15 protein-coding genes and 1 riboswitch are annotated in these 24,405 nt (G+C 55.9%); of the genes, 3 read left to right on the top strand and 12 right to left on the bottom strand.

Features of this window, described 5'->3' with window-relative positions; genetic code table 11:
• Positions 1-46: 46 nt before the first annotated feature.
• Positions 47-1,150: a glycine cleavage system aminomethyltransferase GcvT gene (gcvT, locus tag ACI5FR_RS09945; RefSeq protein ID WP_405453806.1), complete on the bottom strand. Its 1,104-nt coding sequence runs from the start codon at positions 1,148-1,150 to the stop codon at positions 47-49.
• A gap of 203 nt (positions 1,151-1,353) precedes the next feature.
• A riboswitch (glycine riboswitch) is annotated at positions 1,354-1,462 on the bottom strand.
• Between the two features lie 167 nt (positions 1,463-1,629).
• On the opposite strand from gcvT, the gene ACI5FR_RS09940 reads away from it, so the two are divergent.
• The 3 genes from ACI5FR_RS09940 to ACI5FR_RS09930 all read left to right on the top strand — a co-directional run bounded on the left by ACI5FR_RS09940 (position 1,630) and on the right by ACI5FR_RS09930 (position 5,525).
• Positions 1,630-3,435: a DEAD/DEAH box helicase gene (locus tag ACI5FR_RS09940; RefSeq protein ID WP_405453803.1), complete on the top strand. Its 1,806-nt coding sequence runs from the start codon at positions 1,630-1,632 to the stop codon at positions 3,433-3,435.
• Positions 3,432-4,388 carry a YqhG family protein gene (locus ACI5FR_RS09935; RefSeq protein ID WP_405453800.1) on the top strand — a complete coding sequence of 319 codons (957 nt, stop codon included), beginning with the start codon at positions 3,432-3,434 and terminating at the stop codon, positions 4,386-4,388. The genes ACI5FR_RS09940 and ACI5FR_RS09935 overlap by 4 nt, the downstream gene beginning before the upstream one ends.
• A 159-nt stretch (positions 4,389-4,547) precedes the next feature.
• Positions 4,548-5,525 (top strand): hypothetical protein, encoded by a 978-nt coding sequence (locus ACI5FR_RS09930; RefSeq protein WP_405453798.1) that lies wholly within the window; start codon positions 4,548-4,550, stop codon positions 5,523-5,525.
• Here the strand turns inward: ACI5FR_RS09930 and ACI5FR_RS09925 are convergent, their stop codons facing one another.
• The 11 genes from ACI5FR_RS09925 to ACI5FR_RS09875 all read right to left on the bottom strand — a co-directional run bounded on the left by ACI5FR_RS09925 (position 5,526) and on the right by ACI5FR_RS09875 (position 24,352).
• Positions 5,526-5,777: a YqzE family protein gene (locus ACI5FR_RS09925; RefSeq protein ID WP_405453796.1), complete on the bottom strand. Its 252-nt coding sequence runs from the start codon at positions 5,775-5,777 to the stop codon at positions 5,526-5,528.
• 47 nt (positions 5,778-5,824) lie between these two features.
• A complete protein-coding gene (locus ACI5FR_RS09920; RefSeq protein ID WP_405453793.1) occupies positions 5,825-8,119 on the bottom strand; it encodes a helix-turn-helix domain-containing protein in 2,295 nt (764 codons plus the stop codon).
• Positions 8,120-8,199: 80 nt separating this feature from the next.
• The gene (locus ACI5FR_RS09915; RefSeq protein WP_405453790.1) at positions 8,200-10,920 is read right to left on the bottom strand and encodes a discoidin domain-containing protein; all 2,721 of its coding nucleotides are present in this window, start codon (positions 10,918-10,920) and stop codon (positions 8,200-8,202) included.
• Positions 10,921-10,934: 14 nt separating this feature from the next.
• Positions 10,935-15,464, bottom strand: a complete 4,530-nt coding sequence (locus ACI5FR_RS09910; RefSeq protein WP_405453787.1) for an Ig-like domain-containing protein — start codon at positions 15,462-15,464, stop codon at positions 10,935-10,937.
• 81 nt (positions 15,465-15,545) lie between these two features.
• A complete protein-coding gene (locus tag ACI5FR_RS09905) occupies positions 15,546-17,150 on the bottom strand; it encodes an extracellular solute-binding protein (RefSeq protein WP_405453785.1) in 1,605 nt (534 codons plus the stop codon).
• Positions 17,151-17,212: 62 nt separating this feature from the next.
• Positions 17,213-18,103, bottom strand: a complete 891-nt coding sequence (locus ACI5FR_RS09900) for a carbohydrate ABC transporter permease (RefSeq protein ID WP_405453782.1) — start codon at positions 18,101-18,103, stop codon at positions 17,213-17,215.
• A gap of 3 nt (positions 18,104-18,106) precedes the next feature.
• Positions 18,107-19,084 (bottom strand): ABC transporter permease, encoded by a 978-nt coding sequence (locus tag ACI5FR_RS09895; protein WP_405453779.1) that lies wholly within the window; start codon positions 19,082-19,084, stop codon positions 18,107-18,109.
• A gap of 239 nt (positions 19,085-19,323) precedes the next feature.
• Positions 19,324-22,029 (bottom strand): discoidin domain-containing protein, encoded by a 2,706-nt coding sequence (locus tag ACI5FR_RS09890; protein ID WP_405453776.1) that lies wholly within the window; start codon positions 22,027-22,029, stop codon positions 19,324-19,326.
• Positions 22,030-22,349: 320 nt separating this feature from the next.
• Complete coding sequence (locus ACI5FR_RS09885; protein ID WP_405453775.1) at positions 22,350-23,330, bottom strand: Gfo/Idh/MocA family protein; 981 nt, start codon at positions 23,328-23,330, stop codon at positions 22,350-22,352.
• A gap of 27 nt (positions 23,331-23,357) precedes the next feature.
• The gene (locus ACI5FR_RS09880; protein ID WP_405453772.1) at positions 23,358-23,888 is read right to left on the bottom strand and encodes a hypothetical protein; all 531 of its coding nucleotides are present in this window, start codon (positions 23,886-23,888) and stop codon (positions 23,358-23,360) included.
• Positions 23,885-24,352 (bottom strand): small multi-drug export protein, encoded by a 468-nt coding sequence (locus ACI5FR_RS09875; RefSeq protein ID WP_405453769.1) that lies wholly within the window; start codon positions 24,350-24,352, stop codon positions 23,885-23,887. Before ACI5FR_RS09875 ends, ACI5FR_RS09880 begins: the two co-directional genes overlap by 4 nt.
• Between the last annotated feature and the right edge of the window lie 53 nt (positions 24,353-24,405).

Genomic DNA, 24,405 nt, shown 5'->3' with positions numbered 1-24,405 from the left:
ACTCCTTCGACCTGGAACAAAGCGAAATCTCCAATTACTTTTATTACTAAGCCCGGCGATAAAACGGCGTCTTCACGACGACGGCCTTCAGCCGCTTGCCGCGGATCTCGACGAACACTTCCGTCTCGAGCGCGGTGTAAGCCTGCTGCAGCAGCGCCAGCCCGACGTTGCGCTTGAACGTCGGCGACTGCGTGCCGGTCGTTACCTCGCCGATCCGCTCGCCGGCGGCGTTGTACACCGGATAGTGCGAACGCGGGATGCCGCGGTCGATCATCTCGATGCCGACCAGCTTGCGCGGTAACCCCTGCGCCTTCTGCGCCGCCAACGCCTGCTGGCCGACGAACTCGCCCTTGTCCAGCTTCACGAAAATGCCGAGCCCCGCTTCGAGCGGGCTGATCTCGGCCGACAGCTCCTGGCCGTACAGCGGCAACCGCGACTCGAACCGCAGCGTATCGCGCGCGCCGAGACCGGCCGCGACGAGCCCTTCGCCCGCTCCGGCTTCGAGCAGCTCCTCCCACACGGCCGCGGCGTCGCCCGAGCTCACGTAGAGCTCGAAGCCGTCTTCGCCGGTGTAGCCCGTACGGGAGACGAGCGCCTTCACGCCCGCTACGTCCGCGTCCTGCACGAAGCGGAACGGCCGCAGCGCCTGGATCGGCGCCGCCGTCAGCTTCGCGAGAATCGTCTCCGCCTTCGGCCCTTGCAGCGCGATCAGCGCGGTCTCGTCCGACGCGTTGACAAGCGAGACGTCTTCCCCCGTCGTCAAGTGCTGCGCCAGCCAGTCGTAGTCCTTGTCGATGTTCGACGCGTTCACGACGAGCATATAACGCTCCTCCGCCAGCTTGTAGACCAGCAGATCGTCCACAACGCCTCCGTCCGGGTAGCACAGGAGGCTGTACTGCGCCTGATTCGTCTCCAGCTTCGAGACGTCGTTCGTCGTCATGCACTGCAGGAAGGCGAGCGCCCCGGCACCGCTGACGTAAAATTCGCCCATGTGCGACACGTCGAACAGGCCGGCTTGTCCCCGCACCGCATCGTGCTCCTGCTGGATGCCCGAGAATTGCACCGGCAAATCCCAGCCGCCAAAGTCTATCGTCTTCGCGCCATATTTGGCATACAGCGGGTAAAGCGGGGTTTGCTTCAAAGTTGCCATCGTTTCACCTCAATGGAAGATGTGGTCCTAGCCTCTAGCATGCCGCGCACAGCAAAAAAGGACACAGCAAAAAAATGCAACCTGCATTTCTTTGCTCTGTCCTTGTACCTGAGAGTTCCCTATCCGACCCGCCAGAGCGGCACGAAAGTTACCCCTTGGGTGGCCTCCTTCGCCCTCGGGCGATTCGGCGCTCTCCAGAGATGCGTCCGGCACAAGTCCCTGTTGCCTGAGAGATTCACCCGCAGGCTTACTCCTTCGGCGTTACCGGCCGCGCCCGTATGACGCTCCGATAATCTCTCCTTGTACGTTCATCCGCTCGGTATTCGATTGTCCGCTTAACACCCTTCCCATTTTACATCAACGGGCGACTTGAGGAAAGAGTAAAGTTATGTTTCTTTTTCTTTTGGTGAATACTAACCTAACATGCACCTCGGACCGCCAAGTCGGGGACTATCTTGCATCCGAATAGAGGAGATCCCATGCTCAATACCGACAAATCGGAACACATTCGACCACTGCACGATCGGCTGAACATCCATTTCGACCGGTCCTGGTTCGAGGAACTGGAAGCGCGGACGCTGAAGAACGGACCTTGGGACGATTGGACGCTGTATCAGCTCGCCTATGAAGCGGAGCAGTCCGGCCTCGTAGCGAGCTTCGAAGAGTTGCTATGTCTGAGCCATATTCCCCAGCTCACGCCGCTCCCGCACCAGATCGAGACGGCGAAGCGCGTGCTGCATGAGATGCGAGGCCGAGCGATTCTGGCGGACGAGGTGGGCCTGGGCAAGACGATTGAAGCCGGTCTTATTCTGAAGGAATATCTCGTGCGAGGGCTCGCCCGCAAAATTTTGATCCTCGTACCCGCCTCCCTGGTGCTGCAGTGGGTGCGCGAGTTGAATCAGAAATTCGCCATCCCCGCCGTGGCGCAAAAAAAAGAATACATGTGGACGCAGTACGACGTCGTCGTCGCATCCATCGACACCGCGAAGCGCGAACCGCACCGGGACATCGTGACCGGCATGGAATATGATATGCTCGTCATCGACGAAGCGCACAAGCTGAAGAATAAACAAACGACCAATTATAAATTCGTCACCGCGCTGCGCAAAAAATATTGCCTGCTCCTCACCGCTACGCCGGTGCAAAACGACATGAGCGAGCTGTACAACATGATCACCCTGCTCAAGCCGGGCCAGCTCGGAGGTGCCGGGGATTTCGCCTACAATTACGTAGTCGACAAGCGGCAGCCGAAGAACGAGGACAAGCTGCAGGAGCAGCTGTCGAAGGTCATGATCCGTAACCGGCGCGGCGCTGGAGATACCCGGTTCACGAAACGGATCGTGAAGAACGTGCCGCTTACGCTCTCCGAGGAGGAGATGGCGCTCTACCAGGGCGTCTGCGACTTCGTCAAGGGCCGTTATAAGGATGCTGCCGGTCTCGGCGATGTGAGCAGCATGCTGTCGCTCGTCACACTGCAGCGGGAAGTGTGCAGCAGCCGCGATGCGGTGTTCCTGACGCTCTTCAACCTGTTCAAGAAAGCCGAGGAAGATTCGCCTATTCGCGCCCGCATCTGGGAGCTCGTCGAGCTGATCAAGAGCATCAAGTCGAATACGAAGGCCGAGAAGACGATGGAGATCATCCGCAGCTTGGGCGATAAGAAGGTGATCGTGTTCACGGAATATCGGGCTTCGCAAGAATATTTGCTTAAATTTTTCAAAGAACACAACATTACGGCCGTTCCCTATCGCGGGGGGATGAACCGAGGCAAAAAAGATTGGATGATGGACTTGTTCCGCAACCGGATGCAAGTGATGGTCGCGACGGAAGCCGGCGGCGAAGGCATCAACCTGCAGTTCTGCCACAACATCATCAACTTCGACCTGCCTTGGAATCCGATGCGGGTCGAACAGCGAATCGGTCGTGTGCACCGGCTCGGCCAGACGGAGAACGTCCATATCTACAATCTCTCTACCGTCGGGACGATCGAAGAGCATATTCTGAACCTGCTGCACGAGAAAATCAACATGTTCGAACTCGTCATCGGCGGCCTGGACGTCATTCTCGAGCGGCTCGAGAAGAAGCAAACGCTGGAATCCAGCTTGTTCCGCATCCTGACGGAATCCCGCTCCGATGACGACGTCAAGCTCCAGCTCGACAGGCTCGGCCGAAGCTTCCGCGATGCCGCGCAAGAGGTCGCCCAGGAAGAACAGGAGCACCCCGGCATAGGCCGCCTGCTGAATGACGTCGGGCGCATCATCCCCGAGGAGGCGAGCACCAGACCGTGAATACGAAGCAAATTCAAAAATTCGTCATGCGCTACTTGGAAGCGACGGATTGCCACATCATGGAGAAGCATCCGGCGTATGTGACGGTGAAGCTGTCTCCGGCCGCGGACAAGAGCCTCACGAACCGCCCTTACTACTGGAGCTTCATCGAGAAAACCGGGACACCGCCGGAGACAATGAACTTTAAATTTGTGTTCGATCCGGAGCGGCTGCGGATCGAGGAGGAGAACGCCGCCGCTCAAGGCGGCGCTCCCGCCGGGGGTGGGCCCGGCGGACAGCCGGCCGCATCCCAGGACACGATCCTGGGCCGCTACTTCGGCATCGTCGTGCCCCCACCGGTGATGGGCCCCGGCCGCATTCAGCGGGATGACGTCACCTATGGCAGCCGCCGTTTGGAGCAGCTGTTCCAAGTCGTGAAGGAGGGCGGCCGCTTCGTCCAGATGTTCGAAGAACCCGGGGCCGCCGCGCGCGGTCCCGCCTCGGTAGCGTACACCTCCTGGCTCGGTGTGAACCTGAAGGTCGAATTTCTGTGCGACATGAAGCGCGATGAGCTGCACTCGATCGGCGTCGATCTCCTGACGGGACAGCTCGTGACCGGGTTTCACGAGAAGCTGCTAGAAAAGAAGCTGTCGCCCCGCTTCCCGGTCAACAGCCATATTCCGCGCCATCAGATTACGATTACCCGGGCCCGCGGCATTGTGGAGCAATACTTGGAGAAGCTGCTGAAGCATACCGATCATACATGGGCGGCGGAGGCTCATGAGCGGATGGCCGATGAAGTGGCCCAAGTAGACGGCTACTATTTGGATTTCCTGGAGACATGCGAGGAGGACAAGAAGGAGGCGGCAACCGCCCAATGGGAGAGCCGCCGTCAGGAGATGGAGTGGCAGTATAGGCCTCGGGTCCAAGTGACCGCCATAAACTGCGGAATCTTTCACCTGCGCCAAGCGTGACTGGCACGATCTGACGAAAGCCGCTAAAACTTCTTATAAAAACAAGCAAAAAACAGGGATTGCGGTGACACGTTCTAACAAACTTTTTTAGGCATATCCGTTACAATGTGGACATAAGCTAGTAGTACACCGCTGTCACTCTTAAACGTAGGTGATTCGATGAACAAACTGCGGCTTGCGGTGGCCTCGCTTGCGCTCGGCGCCGTCTTGTACATGGCACTAGCCCCGGTCTCCTCGGCCGGACCGACCGATACGCCCAGCAATGCCGTACCGGCTTCTCCGGTACCGGCTACCGGTACGAATGCGCAGGCTCGCCTGGCACCCCAGGATGACCTAAGCAAGCAGATTCAAACATGGATCGATTCCATGGCCGTCCAGCCGGGTTTTGAGGCGTGGAAATACGCCCAATGGACCCATTATGCGCTAGGCCCCGGCACCCATGGTTGGGTCGTCATCTTGAAGCAAGCCGGCGACGAAGTCGGCTATCTGGTCGTCAGCGCTACACCGGAAGGCTCCTGGACACTCACGGAGTACGGCACCGGCAGCAGTCCTCTCTTCAGCTTAACCACGCTGTATCGCTCGTTGGTACAGCTCGCCCTAATAGCGGATCCTATCGATCCCTCATCCTCCGAGACCGTCACGCTTCCAAGCGATCTCGTGATCGAGCGTCTGTACCACAGCCCGTTGCACGCTCTATGGAAGGTCATTCCTCCGGCGGCGGGCGAAGCAAGCACAATCTATATCGATGCCAAGACCGGAGAACAGCTGCCGCTGTCGCCGGATCCGTGGCGCCGACTACCTTCTCCTACTGCTACCGGTCTACCGGCCGATACGGCAGCGCCGCGCATCGAGAACGCGCTGGAGCTGGAAGGCTTCGACCCCTTCCACCACACGTCCTGGCTGCGCGGCACACCTTTGAAGCTCGCGAATTTCGCGCAGCTGCAGCAAGCGCTTCGCGCCGATTCGAGCGTCACCTATGTCGCCGATCTGTATGACCGTCGCGTGCTGGCCCCGTTCGCGGTCACCGGTTACGCCGTCTGGGCAGGCGCCTCCGTCCCGTTCATCCGTCTGGAGCAGGAAGGCTCGCGCTATATCCCGCTTCAAGAGCTTTTTGAGAACGGTTTCTTTTTCCCTTAGTTATTTCTCCTCCTCTTCTCTATACCTTGGCACCCCGCTCTCATCTTGAGCCCGGGGTGTCCTTTTTTTGCGGCGGCTGCCGAACCAAAACTGGAGCGCCAGCGGGATCATGCCGAACCAGCGGATGCTCCACGGCTCTCTTCGTATTTTTTGGTTCTGCCGCTGCTCCTTGCGCACATCTGCCGGCGTTTCGATATAAGTCACCACTTGCTCGGTGATATATTTGATCCATTCCTCGCTTTTAATCGCCATGGTGGAACCTCCCTCCCTACCCTCAGTCTAACCATGAGGCGGAGGGATTAACCCGGCAATACACGATCCCGGAATTCCGTCGGGGTCACACCTGTGTACTTCTTGAAGGTCCGCAGGAAGCTGCGCGTATTCGCATACCCGACAGCGCCCGAAACGTCATTCACCTTAATCGATCTATCCTTGAGCAGCTCCATCGCGGCCTGAATGCGGACCTCGATCATGTAATCGATAAAATTGCTTTCCGTGTGATCCTTGAACAGTCTGCTGATATACGGCGGCGTCAGCTGGAACTCCACTGCGAGCCGGTCCAGAGAGAGGTCGTGCTCCGGGTAATGCTCCCGGATATAGTCCAGCATACGCTCGATGGTCTCATTCTTGCCCCGCTGGCTGCGTTTCGCTTCAATCTGGGAGAGCAGCCCCTCGAGAATATCGCCGACCAGCCGCTCCGCTTCCATCCAGTTCTCGCAATGGGCAATCTGCTCGTAGAACCTGCTCAGGGGGCCCATGGATACCTCGGGCTTGATGCCGATCGTGCTTACAGCCTCCAGCGACTTCTTCATCAGATCATAGCAGAGCTGTCGGATCAGCTCCGGCGGAAGGTTGCCTTCGACAGCCTCATGGAACGCCTCGGACAGGTGCGTGAACATTTTGGCCCGGTCCGCACTTTTCAGCCCTTCCATCACCGCATCCGTCATCCGGTTCAACCTGTAATAGTCCTTCCTGTCAGGAGGCTGCAGGTCATCCACCGAGATAACGGAGTGGCTGCCGAAGATCATCTTATACCGCAGCGCCTTCTGCGACTCGTCGAAGGAACCGGGGATTTCCCCCATCTCTATGCGGCATTTGCCCACACCAACCACAACCGACAAGCCAAACTGCTTCTTCATTACGGCGAGGATCAGTTCCAGGATGACCAGCGCCCTCAGATGATTCTGTTCCGCATCGCCCTCGGCGAAGCTCATGAGCACGGCTGCTCTGCCGTCCCCCAGATCGATCGCGGCGCCCGCATGCTCGGATCGGATCATCTCTTCGGCCACATTGCAGAACATGTAGGTGTACAACGTTTCATCCCGCGGCGTGAGCGCCTCGTTTTCCTTGCTAATCTCCGCCGTGCAGACTAGGAACCGTTCCGGGAACAGCTCCATTCCCAAGAACTCGAGATGATGATGGATCGCCTGGAAATCGGACCGGCTGCCGTTCAAGATGTCGGTCAGGAGCCGCCACTTCAGCATCGGCTTGGAGTCGCGGACATGCTGCTCCAGGTGCTCTCGGTCGGCCATCATCTGATCGATGATATGCTCCAGCTTAACGAGGCCCACCCCTCCTGCTGCCCGATCTGCGTGCTTATTGACACTGGACAGCTTGCCCACCATCCGGTCCAAGGGCTGGAACGTGCGGCGGTTGACATAGAATAAGGCGGCCAGTCCCAAAACAAACATGATTCCGGCAAACAGCAACAACAAATTGCGTGTCACCCGAATCGGCTCGAACACCTTGGATTCCGGGATGACACTAATGAACTTCCAGCCTGTATATCCGCTTGTGCGGTAAAAGACAGACTGCTGGACCCCATCCTGCTCCACACTCAATGAGCCGCTGTTGGCATCGGCCAAAATGGTCCCGATATAAGGCAAAGCAGTCATATTGCGGTAGAGCTGAGTCTTATCGTCATGCGTAACGACACTTCCCTGAGCATCAAGAATGAAGAATTGGCCGGAGTACCCCTCTTCATAGATGGATTTGACCATTTGGGACAGCTGATCTTCCTTGATCGTAATGGCCATAAGGCCCTTTCTGAATCCGGGGCCGCTCAGGGCGGGGAAGCTTCTTACCAGTGTAATGACATCCTCCGTTTTCTGCCCGTCCCACACCTTCCGGGTCGCCAGCCATTTGAAGTATTCCGGCATATCGAGGTATTGCGACAGCCAGTTGAACTCCGAGGCGGCCTGCCTGACATACGTCTCTTCAGTCATGAGGTCGCCGCTGATATGGGAATAAGCGAAGACGGAGGAATAGTTCGGATTTTTGTAAATAAAGTCCTTCAGCCGCGTCGTAAGCGTGTAATGTATACTGTACCTCTGGGCATCGTCACTGTAGCTGTTATTCATATAATAGATAATATCCAAGCCTTCCGCCAAGGCCAGCAGGTCTTTTTCGGTTTGACGGAAGGCGGCCTCGATCTTGTCATCCACCTGCTTCAGCAAAGCCAGATTCGTATTCTGCAGATCCTTCTGGAGCCGGCCCACCGTGCCTGCGTAGGAAAGCCAGAATGTCAGGGCGATGATGCCGATGAAGACAATGCCATAGGCTATCATCGCCTTGGAAGAGATACTGCTTCTCATGATGGCCCCCCATAATCGGTCGCGTTATTATATTTACAATTGTACCACTAACATCGCGAACCAGGAGGAAAAGTTATCCGTTATTGGATCGATTGTACAGTTGGTTCTCCCGTCGAATAAATAAATACAGGGGCTCCCGTCAGCGGTACCTGGACCACGCCTGCAGATGCCGCGACATAACGTTGGCCGCCGTCAATCCCTACTACCGCTACCCCAGGGTCAGTCGTAGCGAGGCTCGCCGTCCGGGAGGAGGTGCTTGTCGTCTGCCAGCTGGCATCCCACAAGGCGGTAATGTACCGGTTCTTATTCTCGTCCCAAAAACGGTAGCCATAGTAAGGATTGGCCACTTCAGACAGGGCACTGACATACTTCGCTTCGCTAAGCACTCGAATCATCGTGTAGAAGCCGTAATAACTTTCCTTGGGGCGGCCATTCCAGTCGATCAGCCCCAGATTGTGCTCCAGATTGCCGGCATCCAGTCCGTCATCGGCAAAATTGTACCAATGCATTGTGCGTACTCCGCTCGCGATGGCGTGCATATAAGCCCGGGCCAGATAGTTGCGCTGGGTGGCCCGGTCTACCTTCTTCAGGAAGCTTCCGCCTGTGTAGGTGCTCCAGCCGATCTCGGTAATGATGACCGGTTTGTCCCCATCGCCGTGGCTGACCATCGTTTCCTTCAATTGCGCCAGCAGCTCCAGCAGCTTCTCCGGCGCTCCCTGGTCCAGCCCCGGTACAGCCGGATACTCGTATTTGATGTACGGGTGAACATCCATGACATCGAAATACGTTTTCACCAAAGCGCCGTTCTGTCCGTCCGAATTGTAGAAGGCATCCAGCCAATTCAAACCTTTATTGGGCGCGAGCCGGTCCACCCCGGCCAGAGCGGGTTCTACCAGCAAGCTATTGGCACTGACCGATTTCAGGCTTTCATGATTAGCCTTGATGACTGCTGCTGCTGCAGCGGGGTCTCTATTGGCCAGATCGGGTTCATTATACGTAGAGAAGGTATAAGCCCCGCCTTCATTATCCGCCTTGACATATCCGGGGCCATGGTAAAAGTAGTGGAAGTTCACGCCGCTTTTGCCGTACAGCTCCTTCATCGCCTTGCTGTGATCCCACCACCGGTTCTTATTGACACCGCCTAGATCGCGAAGCAGGCGCAGCTTGTTCATCAGAAACAAGTCCTCGGTCTCGCCGTGATGCACATAGTTGCCTCCCCCGTAAGGAGCATCGTTGACGGCGAATATATCCCCTGCCTTTTCTCCGCCAAGAACGGTTGCCGTCGTCAGCTTCAGCGGCTCTACATCCTTCCTCTCTCCAGCGGTCGTATGGAAGGGCGTGACTGCGATGTAATACGTCGTCTCCGGCTGCAGGCCGACATAAGGCATGTATTTGCCGACCTGCTCGACAGACTTGGCCTCCGCTGTGAATTTCGGCTTCAGTCCCGCCGTGCTGGTGAAGGGCGTCGTCTCGATGTAGATGCCGTATTTGTTCACCTGATTGACTACACTGTTGTAGCCGGACCAGTCTAGATATACCGTACTGTAATTTTTGAGTTCTGCTGTAAGCGGAACCTGATCCGGGCTCGCTTGCTTGGGAAGCGCGGCATCGTACAGCCTCCATCCCCAGACCGCCACCTCGCCGGCCGTCAGGATCTGCGAGTCATTGGCGTTGTGCATGATGATCTTGACATACTTCGCATTTCTGCCTGGAACGCCGTAGCTGGGCGTATTGACGATCTTGTTCGCCGTCCGGCTGCTGGCATTCTGCGTGTAGCCGAGCGAGTTGTAGTTCACGCCGTCGGTGCTGACGAGCACCTCGTACCCGTCCATGAACTTATTGTTGTCAGCGGCATTCGTCCATACGTCGATTTTGCCGATCTGGTACACATCGTTCAAGTTGAACACGACGGCGCCATACTTGCCTTTGGACCCCCATGTCGAGTTGGCCGTCGATGCCGCATCCGCTTCAGTGCTGGAGCCGTCGATCAGATCGGGCACGCCCCCTACGGTATCATTCTTGGAATCATTGTCCGTCTTGATCAGATCCGCATCCGTAATGAAGGGGGCCTCCGTCAGCCACTCATAGGAAGCGCCCGTCGCCAGCTTCGGCAGAGACTTATTGTAATAACCGGATGACCGGAGCGCGTTGTTGCTCAGGATGGACATCGGCTCCGCAGCCTTGCCGTACACGGCGATTTCGCCCAGCCTCATCGTCTGTTGTCCCTCGGCCTTGTGCATGATGATTTTGAGATATTGGGCGTATACGGCCGGCTTGAGCGTAAGGTGGACGGGCACATAGCCGCTGCCTTGCGTATTGACGTTCTCCTGAAGACCAACCTGGTTATACGTCAGTCCGTCGAAGCTCGCGTATACCTCGTAATAGCTCATCGCGCTATCCGGGGCCGTATCGGTCCAGACCGCAACCGAAGACACCTGATAGACCGATTTGAGATCATACAGCAGGGCGGCATACGCTGCTTCCCCTGCGGGGGTCGTCACCACATTGCCCGTATCGTCCTCATCGATCGCTCCATCCGACAGCTTGGGTGCGTCAGCCGGGTCCGAAGCCACAACGGACGGATCTGTCGCATAAACCCCTTCCGTCAGCCACCGATAAGAGGCTCCGGTTGTGACAGCCGCTGTACCGGCGGGGAAAAGGGGGCCGCCGATTACATTCCCGCTTAACAAGGATTCTTCGACAGCAGCATGAACGGATTGCTCAGACCTGTCAGACAACAGCGGGCTGAAAAGCAGTATGAATGCACCTGCAAGGGCAATACCGATTTTAGTAAAACGCATGGCGCTGCTCCTTTCTAGTCATTGTCATTATCCTCGTCCTCATCTTCATCTTCATCATCGTCGTCAGCATGCCCAGACTTCGTTTTGACCTTAATCGTGCTGCTGGCCGTGTATCCTCCATCCTCTGTTGTCACGGTAATCGTAGCCTTCCCCTTCGATAGGCCTATGACCGTTGCTCGGCCATTAACATCTTGCGTAACGCTTGCGATCTTCGGATTACTGGAGGTGAAGCGCACCTGCTTGTTCGTAGCATCGACCGGAGCAATCGTCGCATTCAGAACGATCGATTGACCCTGATCCAGTGTTACGCTCAAGCGGTCAAGCGAGATACCGGTCACACGCACAACAGGCGGCGCCTTGACCGTAATCGTGCTGCTGGCCGTGAATCCTCCATCATCCGTTGTCGCCGTAATCGTTGCCGTACCCGCCGATAGGCCTGTGACAACAGCTTGCCGGCCATAGACGTCTTGCACTACGCTTGCGATCTTCGGGTCGCTGGAGGTGAAGCGTACATGCTTGTTCGTAGCATCGTCCGGGGTGATCGTCGCATTCAGTACGATCGTTTGACCCTGATCCAGCGTTGCGCTCAAACGGTCCAGCGAGATATCGGTCACACGCACCTCGGGCGCCTCACCTTCAGCCAGGATTAAGTCTCCGAACAGCTGTGTATTCTTGCTGCCGCCGATGCCGCTCATATACTCGAGCCAGCCTCTTCTGGCGCCTCCATCACTCTCATTGATCAACATAGAGAAGCCGAAAGTATCCCCAGCCTTAGGCATGCGGCCCTCGGGCAGTAGCTCGGACCATGGGATAGCTAGCTCATAGCTCGTGACGGTGCCGCTGCGGTACACAGCCGTCTGGACGGTTGTCAACTCTCCCGTCGGCCGGCCTGCGGTGCTTAACCATCTCCAGACTATCGGCCCCTGTTCACCTAACGCGACGCCGAATTCATTGTTCTCGGCGCTTCCGACGCCATCCGCACGCCCGGTATCGATAGCGAACTGTACACTGTCGCCCTGCCACATATCGCCGCCCGTACCTTTTTGATAATGGACGTCATCCTGGACTTCGATTCCGAGATAGAGGTAGGCCGGATTCCACTTCAAATATCCTTTGCCGCTCAGGTCCGTCTCTCCGCCCCAATTGACGATGTTCTTAACCTGGTCCGGCCGGTTGATGTCGATCGGCATGCCGTTCTTCCAGCTGGGTTCGGATAAACGTCCGTCGATGACGGGCGCCGTCTGATCGTTCACCGCGGCAATGAAGTTAAAAGGTCGCTCAATCACCTTCTCGAATCCGCTGTCCAACAGTACCGCAAGCTTTAAGCGGGCTCTCGTTTTTTCGGGCAGCTCGGTAATCGGTATTGTGAATTTCCTAATTTCACCCGGTAAGAGCTTCTCGAACACGATCGGATCGGTAGGCTGCAGAGCCATGTACACAGACTCGGTAACGCGAACGGAACCGATCAGTTCCTTGTCACCGGTGGCATTCTCCACATAGATAGCCGCATGCCACTGATCCCACGGCGCGTCGGCGTTCCTCTCCGGCTGCACGCGCACTCTGACCGTTTCCAAAACATTAGCCTTCAACTTGGCGGAAGCGATGAGCGAATTGCCGGCAATCACTTGAATCGTAAGCTCATGCACCTTCTCTTCAGCATCGAGGGGAACGGATATGGCAATCGGAATCGCTGCCGTGCCCGGTGTAAAATTCACTTCGCCCTCCAGCTTCCAGGCACCGGAAGGACCGATGAGCTCCATTCGGCCCGCGAGCTCGGTACCCATGCCGGAGCGGGTAATCGCCGTATGGATCACATCTCCGCGCCGGACATCCACAGCAGCATCCTTCAGCACGAAGGAATCGTCAATTGAGGCTATCTCCAGTCTGGAGCTGGAGTAGATGAACATCGGCGCGCCTCCGATCGTTAAACTGGCGCTGCCTTCGCTTACTGGCAAGTAGGCATAGCTGCCATCGATTCCCACAACCGAGAGACCGGCATCCTTCGTCTTCAAGGTCGCTGTTTTCGTGGATTCATCCGCCGCCCATAGCGCGGTGATGTACTGATTCTTGCCTTCATGCCAGTATTCGTAGCCATAGTAGGGGTGTTCCACATTCGTCTTCACCCCAACATACTTGGCGTCCTTCAATACCTTGGCCAGCGTATAATAAGCATAGTAGCTCGGCTTGGGAATTCCATACCAATCGATCAGTCCCAGGTTGTGCTCCAGATTGTTCTTATCCGTGCCGTCATCCTGGAAATCATACCAGTGCATTCGCTTGATCCCGCCTGCAACCCCAAGCATATAAGCTCTCGCCAAGTAGTTGCGCTGTGTATTCAGATCAACAGTACGCAGATATCCGCTTCCCGTATACGTGCTCCATCCCAGCTCCGTGAAGACGACCGGCTTAGCCTGATCGCCGTATTTGGCCTTAAGCGCTTCGATCTCCTGCATCTTCCCGAGCAGCATCTCAGGTGCGCCTGGAATCAGTCCGGGTAGCGCCCCTTCATGATTCTTGACATAGGGGTGGACATCCAGCACGTCGAAGAAGGTTCTCGTCAAAGCTCCATTCTGCCCGTCGGACTTATACAAATTCTCAAGCCACGTCATGCTGGCCGGCTCGGTTCCACCCAAAGCAGGCTCCACGAGCAGATTGCGTCTGTCAACCGCCTTCAGACTCTCGTGATTCTGTTTGAATTGTAGAGCCAGTGCCGCCGGGTTCGTTCCCTTCAGGTCAGGCTCGTTCACCGTAGAAAACGTCCAAGTGCCTTGCCTGTTCTCATTCGGGACATCCTGGGGTCCATGATAGAAGGTGTGGAACCCGATGCCGTATTTATTGGAAAAGTCCTTGACCCAGGAATCATGAATCCACCAGCGGTTGAAGTTCACGCCTTCGATATTTCGCAAGAGGATCAGCTTGCGGATAATATTTTCATCTTCCTTAGCGCCGTGATTCACGTAATTGCCGCCCCCGTACGGCGTGTCATTGATCGCGAAGATGTCGCCAACCTTATCTCCCCCAAGCACGTTTGGTGTCGTCACGCGCACCGTGCGGACATCCTTGCGTTCTCCGGACGCGGTGCTTGTCGGAGTCACGGCGATGTAATAGACGGTTTCCGGTTCCAGTGAAGAAAGGAGCAGGAATTTCCCTTTTTGTTCGACGGACCCGTTCTCCGCGGTTACCCGTGGCATTAACCCGCTTGTTGTCGTGAAGTCGTTTTTCTCGACATAGATACTGTATTTGTTCACCTTATTCACTGCAGAATTGTAAGCAGACCAATCCAGATAGAGGGTATTGTAGTTTTTGATCTGCGTGGCGACCTCGACCAGATCCGGTGTATCTTGCTTGGGCAGCGCCGCATCATACAACTTCCAGCCCCAGATCGCGACCTCTCCGGCAATCAGACGGTCCGAGTCGGCCGCATTGTGTATTACGATCCGTACATACTTGGCATGCTTGCCCGGGGTACCGTAAGCCGAGGTATTGACCATTGCTCCTGCGAAGCGGCTATTCGGATTGGCCGTGTACCCGGCTGAGAAGTAGTTCACATTATCCAGGCTCAGCAATACTTCATAACCGTCCATGAAGCTGCCGCCGCCCGCTTTGGTCCATACGTCGACGTTCGCGATCTGGTACACGTCGTTCAACGTGAAGGTGACCGTTGCGTATTTGCCTTGAGAGCCCGAGTCCATACTGGCTATTGTATCTATCGTCTCCTCCGTGCTGGAGCCGTCGATCAGGTCCGGCAAACCACTGGGACTCCCGTCATTCTTCGCACCGGCTTCATTGTCACTGGCGATGAGTCCGGCTTGCGTGACGAAGGGCTGATCGGTGCCCCATTTGTAAGTGGCCTTCGTATCGATCTTCGGTGTACCGATGGCATAATAGCCGCCGGCCTTCAACTGATTGCCGCTGAGAATCGCCGGTGCCGGCGCCGTATCACCCCAGATGGCCACCTCGCCGATGCTCATTCGCAGCTTGGCCGGGTTTTTATGCAGAATGATCTTCACGTATCTGGCATAGGGAGCGGGCTTCAAATCACCAATGACAGGTACGAGCCCGCCCTCGCCAGCGGATGCGCGCTCAATGGAACCAACGCGATTGTAATTGACACCGTCGATGCTGGCGTAGATTTCAGCCTGCTGCAAGCCGCTGTTCTCCGAGAATTCCACCCACATCTGCACCGAGGAGACTTGATAAACATCCTTCAGATCGAACACAAGCGTTCCATACGCAGCGCCGACCCGATCTTGAGTTGAACTGACAGCGTTTGCAGAACCATCCGACATAAGCCCGGCATGGACGGCTTCGCCGCCCAGGAAGCCTGCGTCTGTGGCATATGAGCCTTCCTGTTGCCAGACATATACGGCTCCCGTATCGATCACTGCCCCATTGTCCTGAAACAAGGGGCCTGGAGCGTTGCCGCTGAGCAGCTTGGGCGAACCGGATTGTATGGCATGTACGGGAGGCGCAACGCTAAGGAAGGATTGCAGCAATAACAACGCAGCCAGGATCATACAGCTCACTTTTTTAAGTCCGTTCATGATCTAACTCCCTTCTCCTCGAAGTAGGAAGATCAGCTCACCCAGCAAGCGGGCTGTCTTCCCCTTATAGCGTGGTTGCGGTTATTTCAAAAACTGCTTATTTTTCTCATACCAATCCTGAGCCAGCTTCTCGACATTATCTCCGCCCAGGCGCTTCCACTCCTTGCGAACCTCTTCCATCGCGGATTCCGGTGTAACGGCGCTGCCGCCGGTGACGGCTTTCACCTCGATTTGCGTAGCAATCGGATGGAAGGTGGCGATCAGTTGGCTAACCTCGGGCAGGTCGGGACTGAAAGCAATATCTCTTCGGTATTTATTTTTCAATGCCACCTTCAGCGCCTCTGTTTTCAATTTGGCATATTCCTGGGAGAGCTCATCCTGCGCAGACATAGCCGGGAACCAGTCGGCCTGGATGTTGAAGTCGCTTACAACCGCATACTCAGTGGCATATGCGACTTCCTTACGGAACTTGTCGGCATCCAGGCGTTGCGGAATTTTGCCGTCGACCAGCTTGTAATGCACGTTCTCCTCGCCGAACTTCATGAACATGTCGCCCTTCTCCATCATCCAGTCGAGGAACTTGATGGCGGCCTCAATCTTGTCTTCTTTCATCTGGCTGTTGAAAGCGACCAGCACATTCGCCGCGAGCTCCTGGTACAAGCCGTTTTTGCCATACTTAGTGGCGACCGGCTCCATTGGGACCATCTTGGCGTCCGGCACATTCTTCTTCAGATCCTTGAATTCGTTCTCCATGTTCCAGCTGCCGAAGTAGATACCGGCCTTTCCGGTTGTCCACAGCTGACGGGCACGCTGGAAGTTGCTGTCGGTAATATATTCCTTATCGAGCAGGTTCTGATCGAACAAGGATTTCTGGAAAGCAATGGAACCCTTATACCGATCCAGCGTTCTGCCGAACTTCAGCTTGCCTTCTTCGAGGTACCACTGGTTCTCATTCACAAAGAAAAAAGCCCGCATCACCTGCATGGCGTTGCCGTTAAAAACAATGGGCACCGTATCCGCTTTGCCGTTCCCATCCGGGTCGGCATCCTTGAACTTCTTGGCTACTTCGATCAGTTCCTCGGTTGTGGTAGGCGCCTTGAGTCCCAGCTTATCCAGCCAATCCTGACGAATCCACATGCCGTGATTGGCGATGCCGTCGATACTGCGGGCACTGGTGATGGCATAAGTCTTGCCGTTGATCATCATCGCCGATTTAAGCTCGGGATGCTCAGCCAAATATTTTTTCAAGGTGGTGCTGTATTTCTCTATGTATCCGTCAATCGGTTGAATCGCTCCCTGATTGGCCAGCTGGGCAATATAGTTGCGGTCGTACTCCCAGATCAGGTCCGGTGCACTGCCGGAAGCGACGAGCGTGCTCAGCTTCTGCTGCGCCTGTCCCCGGGGGACGGGAACCCACTTCATGATGACAGGCGCATTCTCATTGATCCACTTGGTCCAACGGTTGCTCTCGTAGCTTCCTTCCTCCGCGGCAATGCTGCCCCGGTCGAAGGCGGAGATGCTGATCTCCTTCTTCGGCCCCGCCGTAGCCGCCGTCTGGGACGCCGAGCTTCCTTGCGGCGTGGAGGCATTGCCTTCCGTTGGCTTGTTTGAGCCACAACCGGCCAATAAGGCCAAGGACAGGCTGGCTGCGGCAATGGACTTCCAGGCATTAGGTGACTTATTCAACGTGCATTCATCCCCTCTATTCATAATTGGCATTTATATCAAGGACAAGTAGCCCCATGATATCAACCTTTCACAGATCCGATCAAGACGCCTTTTACGAAATGCTTCTGCAGGAACGGGTACACAATGAGGATCGGAGTCACCGCGATCACAATCGCCGCCGCCTTAATTCCCTCCGGGGTCAATGTCACTTCGGCAACGCCCTCGCTGCCCGACACATTCTCCAATAAGTTCTGGTCGACCTGCAGGATCATCTGATACAGCTTGAGCGTTAACGTTTGCAGCGAAGACTTCGTAATGTACAGCATGACGTGGAAGTAGGAGTTCCACCAGCCTACGGCATAGAACAAGGAGAGTGCGGCCAAAATCGGCTTGCACAAGGGCAGGATGATCTTCAGCAGAATCCGCCAGTCTCCTGCGCCGTCGATCGCTGCAGACTCGATCACTTCCTCCGGCAGTCCTTCCATGAACGTTTTCATGACAAACATGTTATACGTGCTGATGAGCGAGGGCAGCCACAACGCCCAGTAAGTATTCATCAGCCCCAGCGATTTGACGAGAATGAAGTTGGGGATCACCCCGGATACGAACAGCATGGTGAAGGTGATGAACATCAGCAGCGCATGGCGTCCCATCAGCCTGCGTCTGGACAGCGGGTATGCAGCCAGTACGGTAAACACCATATTCATAAGCGTTCCAATCACCGTAACCAGCACGGTATTACGCATCGAGACGAATAATTGCCCATCCTCCAAAAGCCGCTTGTAAGCTTCCGTATTGAAATCAACGGGCCACAGCGAGACCTCGCCGGCTGTGATCGCTCTGCTGCTGCTGAAGGACGATACGATTTCGTACCAGAAAGGATAGAGGGCGATTAGAGAAAGCAGGGCGAGAATCAGTTGATTGGCGGACATTCCGACACGGGACAAAAGAGGTTCCTTGGATTTCGTCATCGCTTACCAGAGCCCCCGTTCCCCGAATGCGCGGGTTAATTTGTTCACGCCTAAGACCAGAATCAGTCCCACTGCGGATTGGAACAGACCTAGAGCGGTCGTATAGCTGTAACTCATATTTTGCAAGCCTACCCGGTACACGTAAGTGCTGATGACATCGGCAACATCGAGGACGGACATATTTTGCAAGACCAGGGTTTGCTCCAGTCCGACATCCATCATGTGCCCCATACGGAGCACCAACAGAATGGCAATCGTGCTCCGAATGCCCGGCAGGGTGATATGCCAGATCTGCCGTAGCTTGGACGCGCCATCCATCTTGGCCGCTTCATACAACTGCGGATCGACGGCGACCATGGCGGCCAGATAAAGGATGGTACCCCATCCGGCCTCTCGCCAGATCCCCGACAACGTGTAGGCAAACGGCCACCAGGCTGAACTCGCCATGAAATAGATCGGCTCAATGCCGAACACCTTGGTCAGCACCATATTGACCACCCCCGTGCTAGGAGAGAGCATGGCGATGAAGATACCCCCGAGCACCGCCCACGAAATAAAATGAGGCAAGTAAAGCAAGTTTTGCACGGTCCGTTTGTACCATTCCTTGCGCACTTCATTCAGCAACAATGCCAGTATGATCGGCACCGGGAAGCCGAATACGAGACTGTATACATTGAGCAGCAGCGTATTCCTTAATACTCTCCAGAAATCGATGCTCTCGAATAAGCTCGCGAAATGCTTGAATCCGACCCACTTACTGCCGAAGATCCCGTCGGCAAAACGGTAATCCTTGAAGGCTATCACTTCTCCAGCCATCGGAGCGTATTTGAAGACCAGATAGAAAGCGATAACAGGCAGCAGCATCAAATAGAGATGCCGGTCCCGGGTCAATCGGCCCCGGATTGTGGACTGCGACGACCTCGACTTAACCTGCTTCTGCTGATCTGGTCCTGTATGGAGGCTTGTGAATCGTTGCTCCATGTTTGATTCCCCTTCCATTATGTGAGACAGCCAGTGACAGTGAATTGATCGTACCCTTTGATGGCCGGATTGCCTATAGACACGTCTTGATCCCGATGTCTATTCTTATCGAATCGTCGGTCACTTTTTTTGCAGAAGGTGTATTCCTTTAAGGTGACAGCTGACTAAGGAGGTGTTTTGGCACACAACCAAACAGCAGCCGCCCCTGAACCAACGGGACTGCTGCTGTACGAGTGGATCTAACTGATGGACAATACCGTAACGCCATGATCCGAGTAGATGAACGCAGGCGCACCGGTTAACGTCACCTGTACGGTTCCCGCCGTGGCGGCCACATATTTATGACTGCCATCTATACTGACAACGGAAACGCCGAGGTCACTGGTGCTGAGTGTGGCGACTTTGCTGGTGCTGCCGGTTTGCCAGCCGGCATCCCACAAGGAAGTGATGTACCTGTTCTTATTCTCGTCCCAGAACTTATACCCGTAGTAAGGGTTGCTGATTCCAGTGACAGCCCCGAGATACGACGCATCCCGAAGCACTCTAACCATCGTATAGTACCCATAATAGCTTGGCTTGGGCACGGCGTTCCAGTCAATCAGCCCGAAGTTATGCTCTATATTGGCTGCGTTCGTCCCCTCGTCCTGGAAGTTGTACCAATACAACGTCCGGATCCCTCCGGCAATGGCATGCATATAAGCTCGGGCCACATAATTTCTTTGGGTCGCTCTGTCGACCGTCTTCAGGAAACTACCGCCGCTGTACGTGCTCCAGCCTAATTCCGTGAACACAATCGGTTTATCGGCATCCCCGTGGCTGGCCATCAGAGCCTTGAGATCGGTGATTTTGGATATCAGCTTCTCCGGAGCACCGAAGTCCAATCCGGTGACGGGCGCATCCGCATATTTCACATAAGGATGCACATCCATCACGTCGAAATACGTCTTGACCAGGTCCCCGTTCTGTCCGTCCGAATTGTAGAAATCGTCCAACCAAGCCAGGCTGGTCGCATCAACCCCTGCGACAGAAGGCTCAACCAGTAAATTTCGGCTGTCCACCGCCTTCATGCTGCTGTGATTGCCCATGATGGTGGTCGCTACAACCGAGGGCAGCCTGCCTGCCAAATCGGGCTCATTGAAGGTCGAAAAGGTCCAAGCCCCCAGGTTGTTATCCCCCGGCACATAGCTGTCGCCATGGTAGAACAGATGGAAGTTCAAGCCATAGCTGCCGTATTTGGTTTTCATCGAGCTGCTGTGGTCCCACCATCTGCTCTTGTTGATGCCCCCGATTTCCCTCAGCAGATTTAATTTGCTCGTCAGGTTCTGCTCTTCCGTCGCTCCATGGTTGACATAGTTGCCTCCGCCATAGGGCGGATCGTTGACGGCGAATATATCGCCAACCCGTTCGCCTCCAAGAACGTTAGGTGTGTTCACCTGGATGGTCGTCACGTCGGTCCGCTCTGCGCCCGTTGACTTAAACGGGGTTACTGCGATGTAGTAGGTAGTCTCCGGTTTCAGCGCGAAGTAAGGGACATATTTGCCTATTTGTCCATTCCAGCCTGTGTTCAAGTTGATCTTGGGGGTTAAGCCTGCCGTTGTGGCAAAGTCCGTAGTTTCAATATAGACGGCATACTTGTTGACATCATTGACGACGTGGTTATAGGCAGACCAGTCCGGGTAGACCGTACTGTAGTTTTTGAGCTCCGCCTTGAGCGATACGGGGTCGGGCACACTGTTCTGCGTCAGCGTCGTGTCGTACAGCTTCCAGCCCCAGATCGCGATCTCGCCAACCGTCAGCTGCTGGGAATCGTTAGCGTTATGCATAATGATTTTGACGAACTTGGCATGACGGCCGGGGACACCGGAAGCGACCGTATTCACCATGGCGCTAGCCGAACGGCTGATTTTATTGGCCGTGTAGCCGAGTGAGGTGAAGTTGAGCCCGTCCGTACTGACCAGTACCTCGTAGCCATCCATGAACTTCGAACTGTCAGACTTGGTCCATACATCGATGGAGCCAATTTGGTACATCTCATTTAGATTAAACAGGACCGTGCCGAATTTGCCCTGCGAAGACCAGGCGGAATTTACAGTCATATCTGCGGTCGTCTCCGTGCTGGAGCCGTCGGTCAGGTCGGGCAGACCGCCTGCACCATCATTTTTGGCATCGTTGTCCGTCGTGATCAAGTCCGCTTGCGTGACAAAAGGCTGCTCCGTCACCCATTGGTACGTAGCTCCCGTCGGCAGCTTGGGCGTTCCGGCATTATAGGGCCCATATGTTCTCAGATAATTGTTGCTGAGCAGCGCCTGGGGCTCAAGTTCATCTCCGAATACCGCCACCTCTCCTAGTCTCATGTTAAATTTGGGCGTATCCTTGTGCATGATGACCTTGATATAACGGGCATACACGACAGGGTTTATGGACAGCTCCACAGGGGCGAAGCCGCTATTCACCGCATTCGTATTTTCCACTGCACCTGCCAAGTTGTAGGTCAGACCATCCATGCTGGCGAGAACCTGGAACTTCTTCATCCCGCTGTTCGTTGCGGTATCGGCCCACACTTTTACCGAGGATACTTTATAAACGGCCTTCAAGTCGTAGATAAGCGTTCCATAGGCGGCTGTGTTGGCGGCCCACGTCGAGTTGTTGCTGTAATTGCCGTCAGGTCCGTTGGTCCCATCGGACATATCCGGAGCGCCATCGTTATCCGTCGAGACAAGAAGAGCGTCCGTGGCGTGAATACCTTCGGTCAGCCAGGAATAAGCAGCGCCTGTAGCAAGGGTCGGCGTCGTGACCGGGAACGTGGCTCCCAATATGTTGCCGCTCAGCAGCTTTTCCGTTCCCGACGCATGGGCAACACCGGTGTCTTTGGCCGGGATTAGGCTTACACTGATCAAGACGGCGCATACCGTTACGTACAAGCCCATATTTTTGAAAATGTTCATTAGAATCCTCCCTCGTCAGCTTGAGTTGGTGCGGATGTCGTTCATTGGACAAGTTAAGCGCTTTCAAATTGGTCCTTTCATAAAGGCCCCCCTTCCCCAGGAGATCGGCTGCCAGGTAACCGTTTTACAAGGCACAGGCACTTGATGCGAGCTGGCGAACTGATCGTATCTCCTGCGAGAACCGGAGAAAACAGACCATTTATGCTATAAGTGTCAAAAATTGCACTACACGATGTGCCGTAATTTAATCTTGGTGCCAAAAAAAAGCAACCCGTGGCGGCGGACCGCTATCCGGGTTGCTTGTTGGTTTAAATGGTCGCTTATAACGTACCGATCGGCAACGGCTTGCGAATAAGCGTCGACTCGTTCGCCGTCAGTGTCACTTGGAGCGTGCGCATCGCGTCGGCGTAGGGGCTCAAGATGCCGTCTTGCCTGCGGTTCGCCACCGCTTCCACGAACGTGCGATTCTGCTCCAGGTAGAAATCGACCTTGGACGTCTCCACAATGTGCTGCGTGTCGTCGATCAGCGTCAGCACCGTGCCGTTCTTGCTCAGCTGCAAGTAGAAATCCGAGCCGTACACTTCCACCTCGGCCCGCGTCTGCTGGCGGGACAAGCACGAATCCGACACGTAACCGGTCACGCCGTTCTGCAGCTTGAACGCCGCTATGCCGGCGTCATAGATCGTCGCATCCGGGTCGACCGTTTGCAGCGACCGCAGCTCGAACTTCGCGTCGATCTCGGCGAAATCTCCGCACAGGAAGCGAATCATGTCCACCTGATGCGTGGCCGTGTCCACGAAATGCCCGCCGGACAGCTCCAGCGTTCTCCACCACTTGGACGGGTGCAGGCCGCCGAACCGGTACCCGTTTACCATGTGATACGCCTTTCCTTGCAAATAAGCCTTCGCTTTCTGCACGGTGTCCAGATACCGGAGGCAGTAGCCGGACGAATTGATAATGCCGGCTTCGCGAATGGCCTGCTCCTTGCGCCGCACGACGTCCATCTTCAGGCCGAGCGGCTTCTCGGCGAAGACATGAATGCCGCGCGAGGCTGCGGTTTCTTCCAGCGCTTCGCGGGCGAATTGCGGCGTACAGATGAACACAGCGTCGATCGCGTTCGGGTCCAGCACGTTATCCGCGTTGTCCATCACTTCCGCCCCTGTCTCGGCACCGACCTTCTTCGCGGTCTCCGGGTTGGCGTCATAAACGCGCACTACGGATGCTTGAGGCACTTTTTTGAGCGTGTTGATGTGATATTGGGCCATCCCTCCGACCCCTACAAAGCCAAGTCTTACCGTCATGATCGAAACTGCCTCCTGCTTTTTGGTTTATGAGTCTCGCTTCTCTTCCGCTTCCGGCAACTTTTCTTCGGGCAACCGGCACAAATGCCATTGCGCCGCGCCGTCGCGGGTCAGCAGCCAGATGCTCTGGAAAATATGATGGGAACGGGCCATCCGGTCGGCATTCGCGATGAATTCCGTTAACCCGTACGTGGGAGAGGCGTTCCGAATCAGCAGCGCAATCGGATATTCGAGCGATACGGAAGCGTATTTCGCTTCCTTGCGCTCGATGCGGTGATTCAGCTCGATCAGCAGCTGATCGAAGCTCTCCGGCCCGAAGCTGCCCGGCGCTGCCCGCCCCAGCAGCTGCTTGGCCTCGTACTCATTATAGTAGAGGTGCGTGATCTCGACGCCCAGCTTCCTCCGGCTGCGGGTGTACTCGACGACCGCATCGGGACGCTCGCGTTGGTACAACAGCCGGATCGGACTGTCGGCCGCGATGTTCGCGTTGTACAGCGCGATGAACTGGCGGATCGCGTCGCGTTCGAGCAGCCATTTCTCGCTGTTGCGCTCGCTCACGACGCTCCCCCCTGCTCCTCGGTGCGCATGAACCCGGCGATGCCCAGGTCAACCGCCCAGGTCAGCGCGATGGACCAGAAGACGATGCCGATCGTCATCCAGAGCAACAGCTTGCCGGCCGCCGCCCCGAAGGAGACGCCGATTACCGCGCCGAGCGGCGCTCCCGTGAGGAGCGGCGAAACCAACCCCAGTCCGATGACGCCGTACCGATTCCAGATCGCCGCGATCCGGCCCGGCTTTTGGGCTTTGCGTTCCCAGCGCCGCATCATCCATCGCCGGAGAGGCCCTCCGACGACGATGACGAGATAAGCGCTCACGATCGACCCGATGGCACTGAAGAGAGCGGTCAGGCTCGGGTGCAGCTTGAGCGCGAAGCCGAGCGGGATCGCGGCCCACAGCTCCAGTACGCTTGTCCCCGCCACCGCCAGCCATTTGATCCCTTCGGTCAGCAGTCCTTCCGTCAATGGCACCCCTCCGTCAACTCCCCTGAATTATTCTTCCATTATAGTCCGGGGGA

Origin of the sequence: Paenibacillus sp. HJGM_3 (assembly GCF_045062745.1) — a bacterium.
GTDB lineage: Bacteria > Bacillota > Bacilli > Paenibacillales > NBRC-103111 > Paenibacillus_AA.
This window is presented reverse-complemented; position numbering and strand designations above follow the sequence as displayed.

What these genes read in the sequence shown, in the direction of transcription:
- ACI5FR_RS09890 (WP_405453776.1), bottom strand. Translation starts at nt 22,029, where the DNA reads ATGAACATTTTCAAAAATATGGGCTTGTACGTAACGGTATGCGCCGTC.
- ACI5FR_RS09915 (WP_405453790.1), bottom strand. Translation starts at nt 10,920, where the DNA reads ATGCGTTTTACTAAAATCGGTATTGCCCTTGCAGGTGCATTCATACTG.
- ACI5FR_RS09895 (WP_405453779.1), bottom strand. Translation starts at nt 19,084, where the DNA reads ATGGAGCAACGATTCACAAGCCTCCATACAGGACCAGATCAGCAGAAG.
- ACI5FR_RS09910 (WP_405453787.1), bottom strand. Translation starts at nt 15,464, where the DNA reads ATGAACGGACTTAAAAAAGTGAGCTGTATGATCCTGGCTGCGTTGTTA.
- ACI5FR_RS09900 (WP_405453782.1), bottom strand. Translation starts at nt 18,103, where the DNA reads ATGACGAAATCCAAGGAACCTCTTTTGTCCCGTGTCGGAATGTCCGCC.
- ACI5FR_RS09920 (WP_405453793.1), bottom strand. Translation starts at nt 8,119, where the DNA reads ATGAGAAGCAGTATCTCTTCCAAGGCGATGATAGCCTATGGCATTGTC.
- ACI5FR_RS09930 (WP_405453798.1), top strand. Translation starts at nt 4,548, where the DNA reads ATGAACAAACTGCGGCTTGCGGTGGCCTCGCTTGCGCTCGGCGCCGTC.
- ACI5FR_RS09940 (WP_405453803.1), top strand. Translation starts at nt 1,630, where the DNA reads ATGCTCAATACCGACAAATCGGAACACATTCGACCACTGCACGATCGG.
- ACI5FR_RS09925 (WP_405453796.1), bottom strand. Translation starts at nt 5,777, where the DNA reads ATGGCGATTAAAAGCGAGGAATGGATCAAATATATCACCGAGCAAGTG.
- ACI5FR_RS09885 (WP_405453775.1), bottom strand. Translation starts at nt 23,330, where the DNA reads ATGACGGTAAGACTTGGCTTTGTAGGGGTCGGAGGGATGGCCCAATAT.
- gcvT (WP_405453806.1), bottom strand. Translation starts at nt 1,150, where the DNA reads ATGGCAACTTTGAAGCAAACCCCGCTTTACCCGCTGTATGCCAAATAT.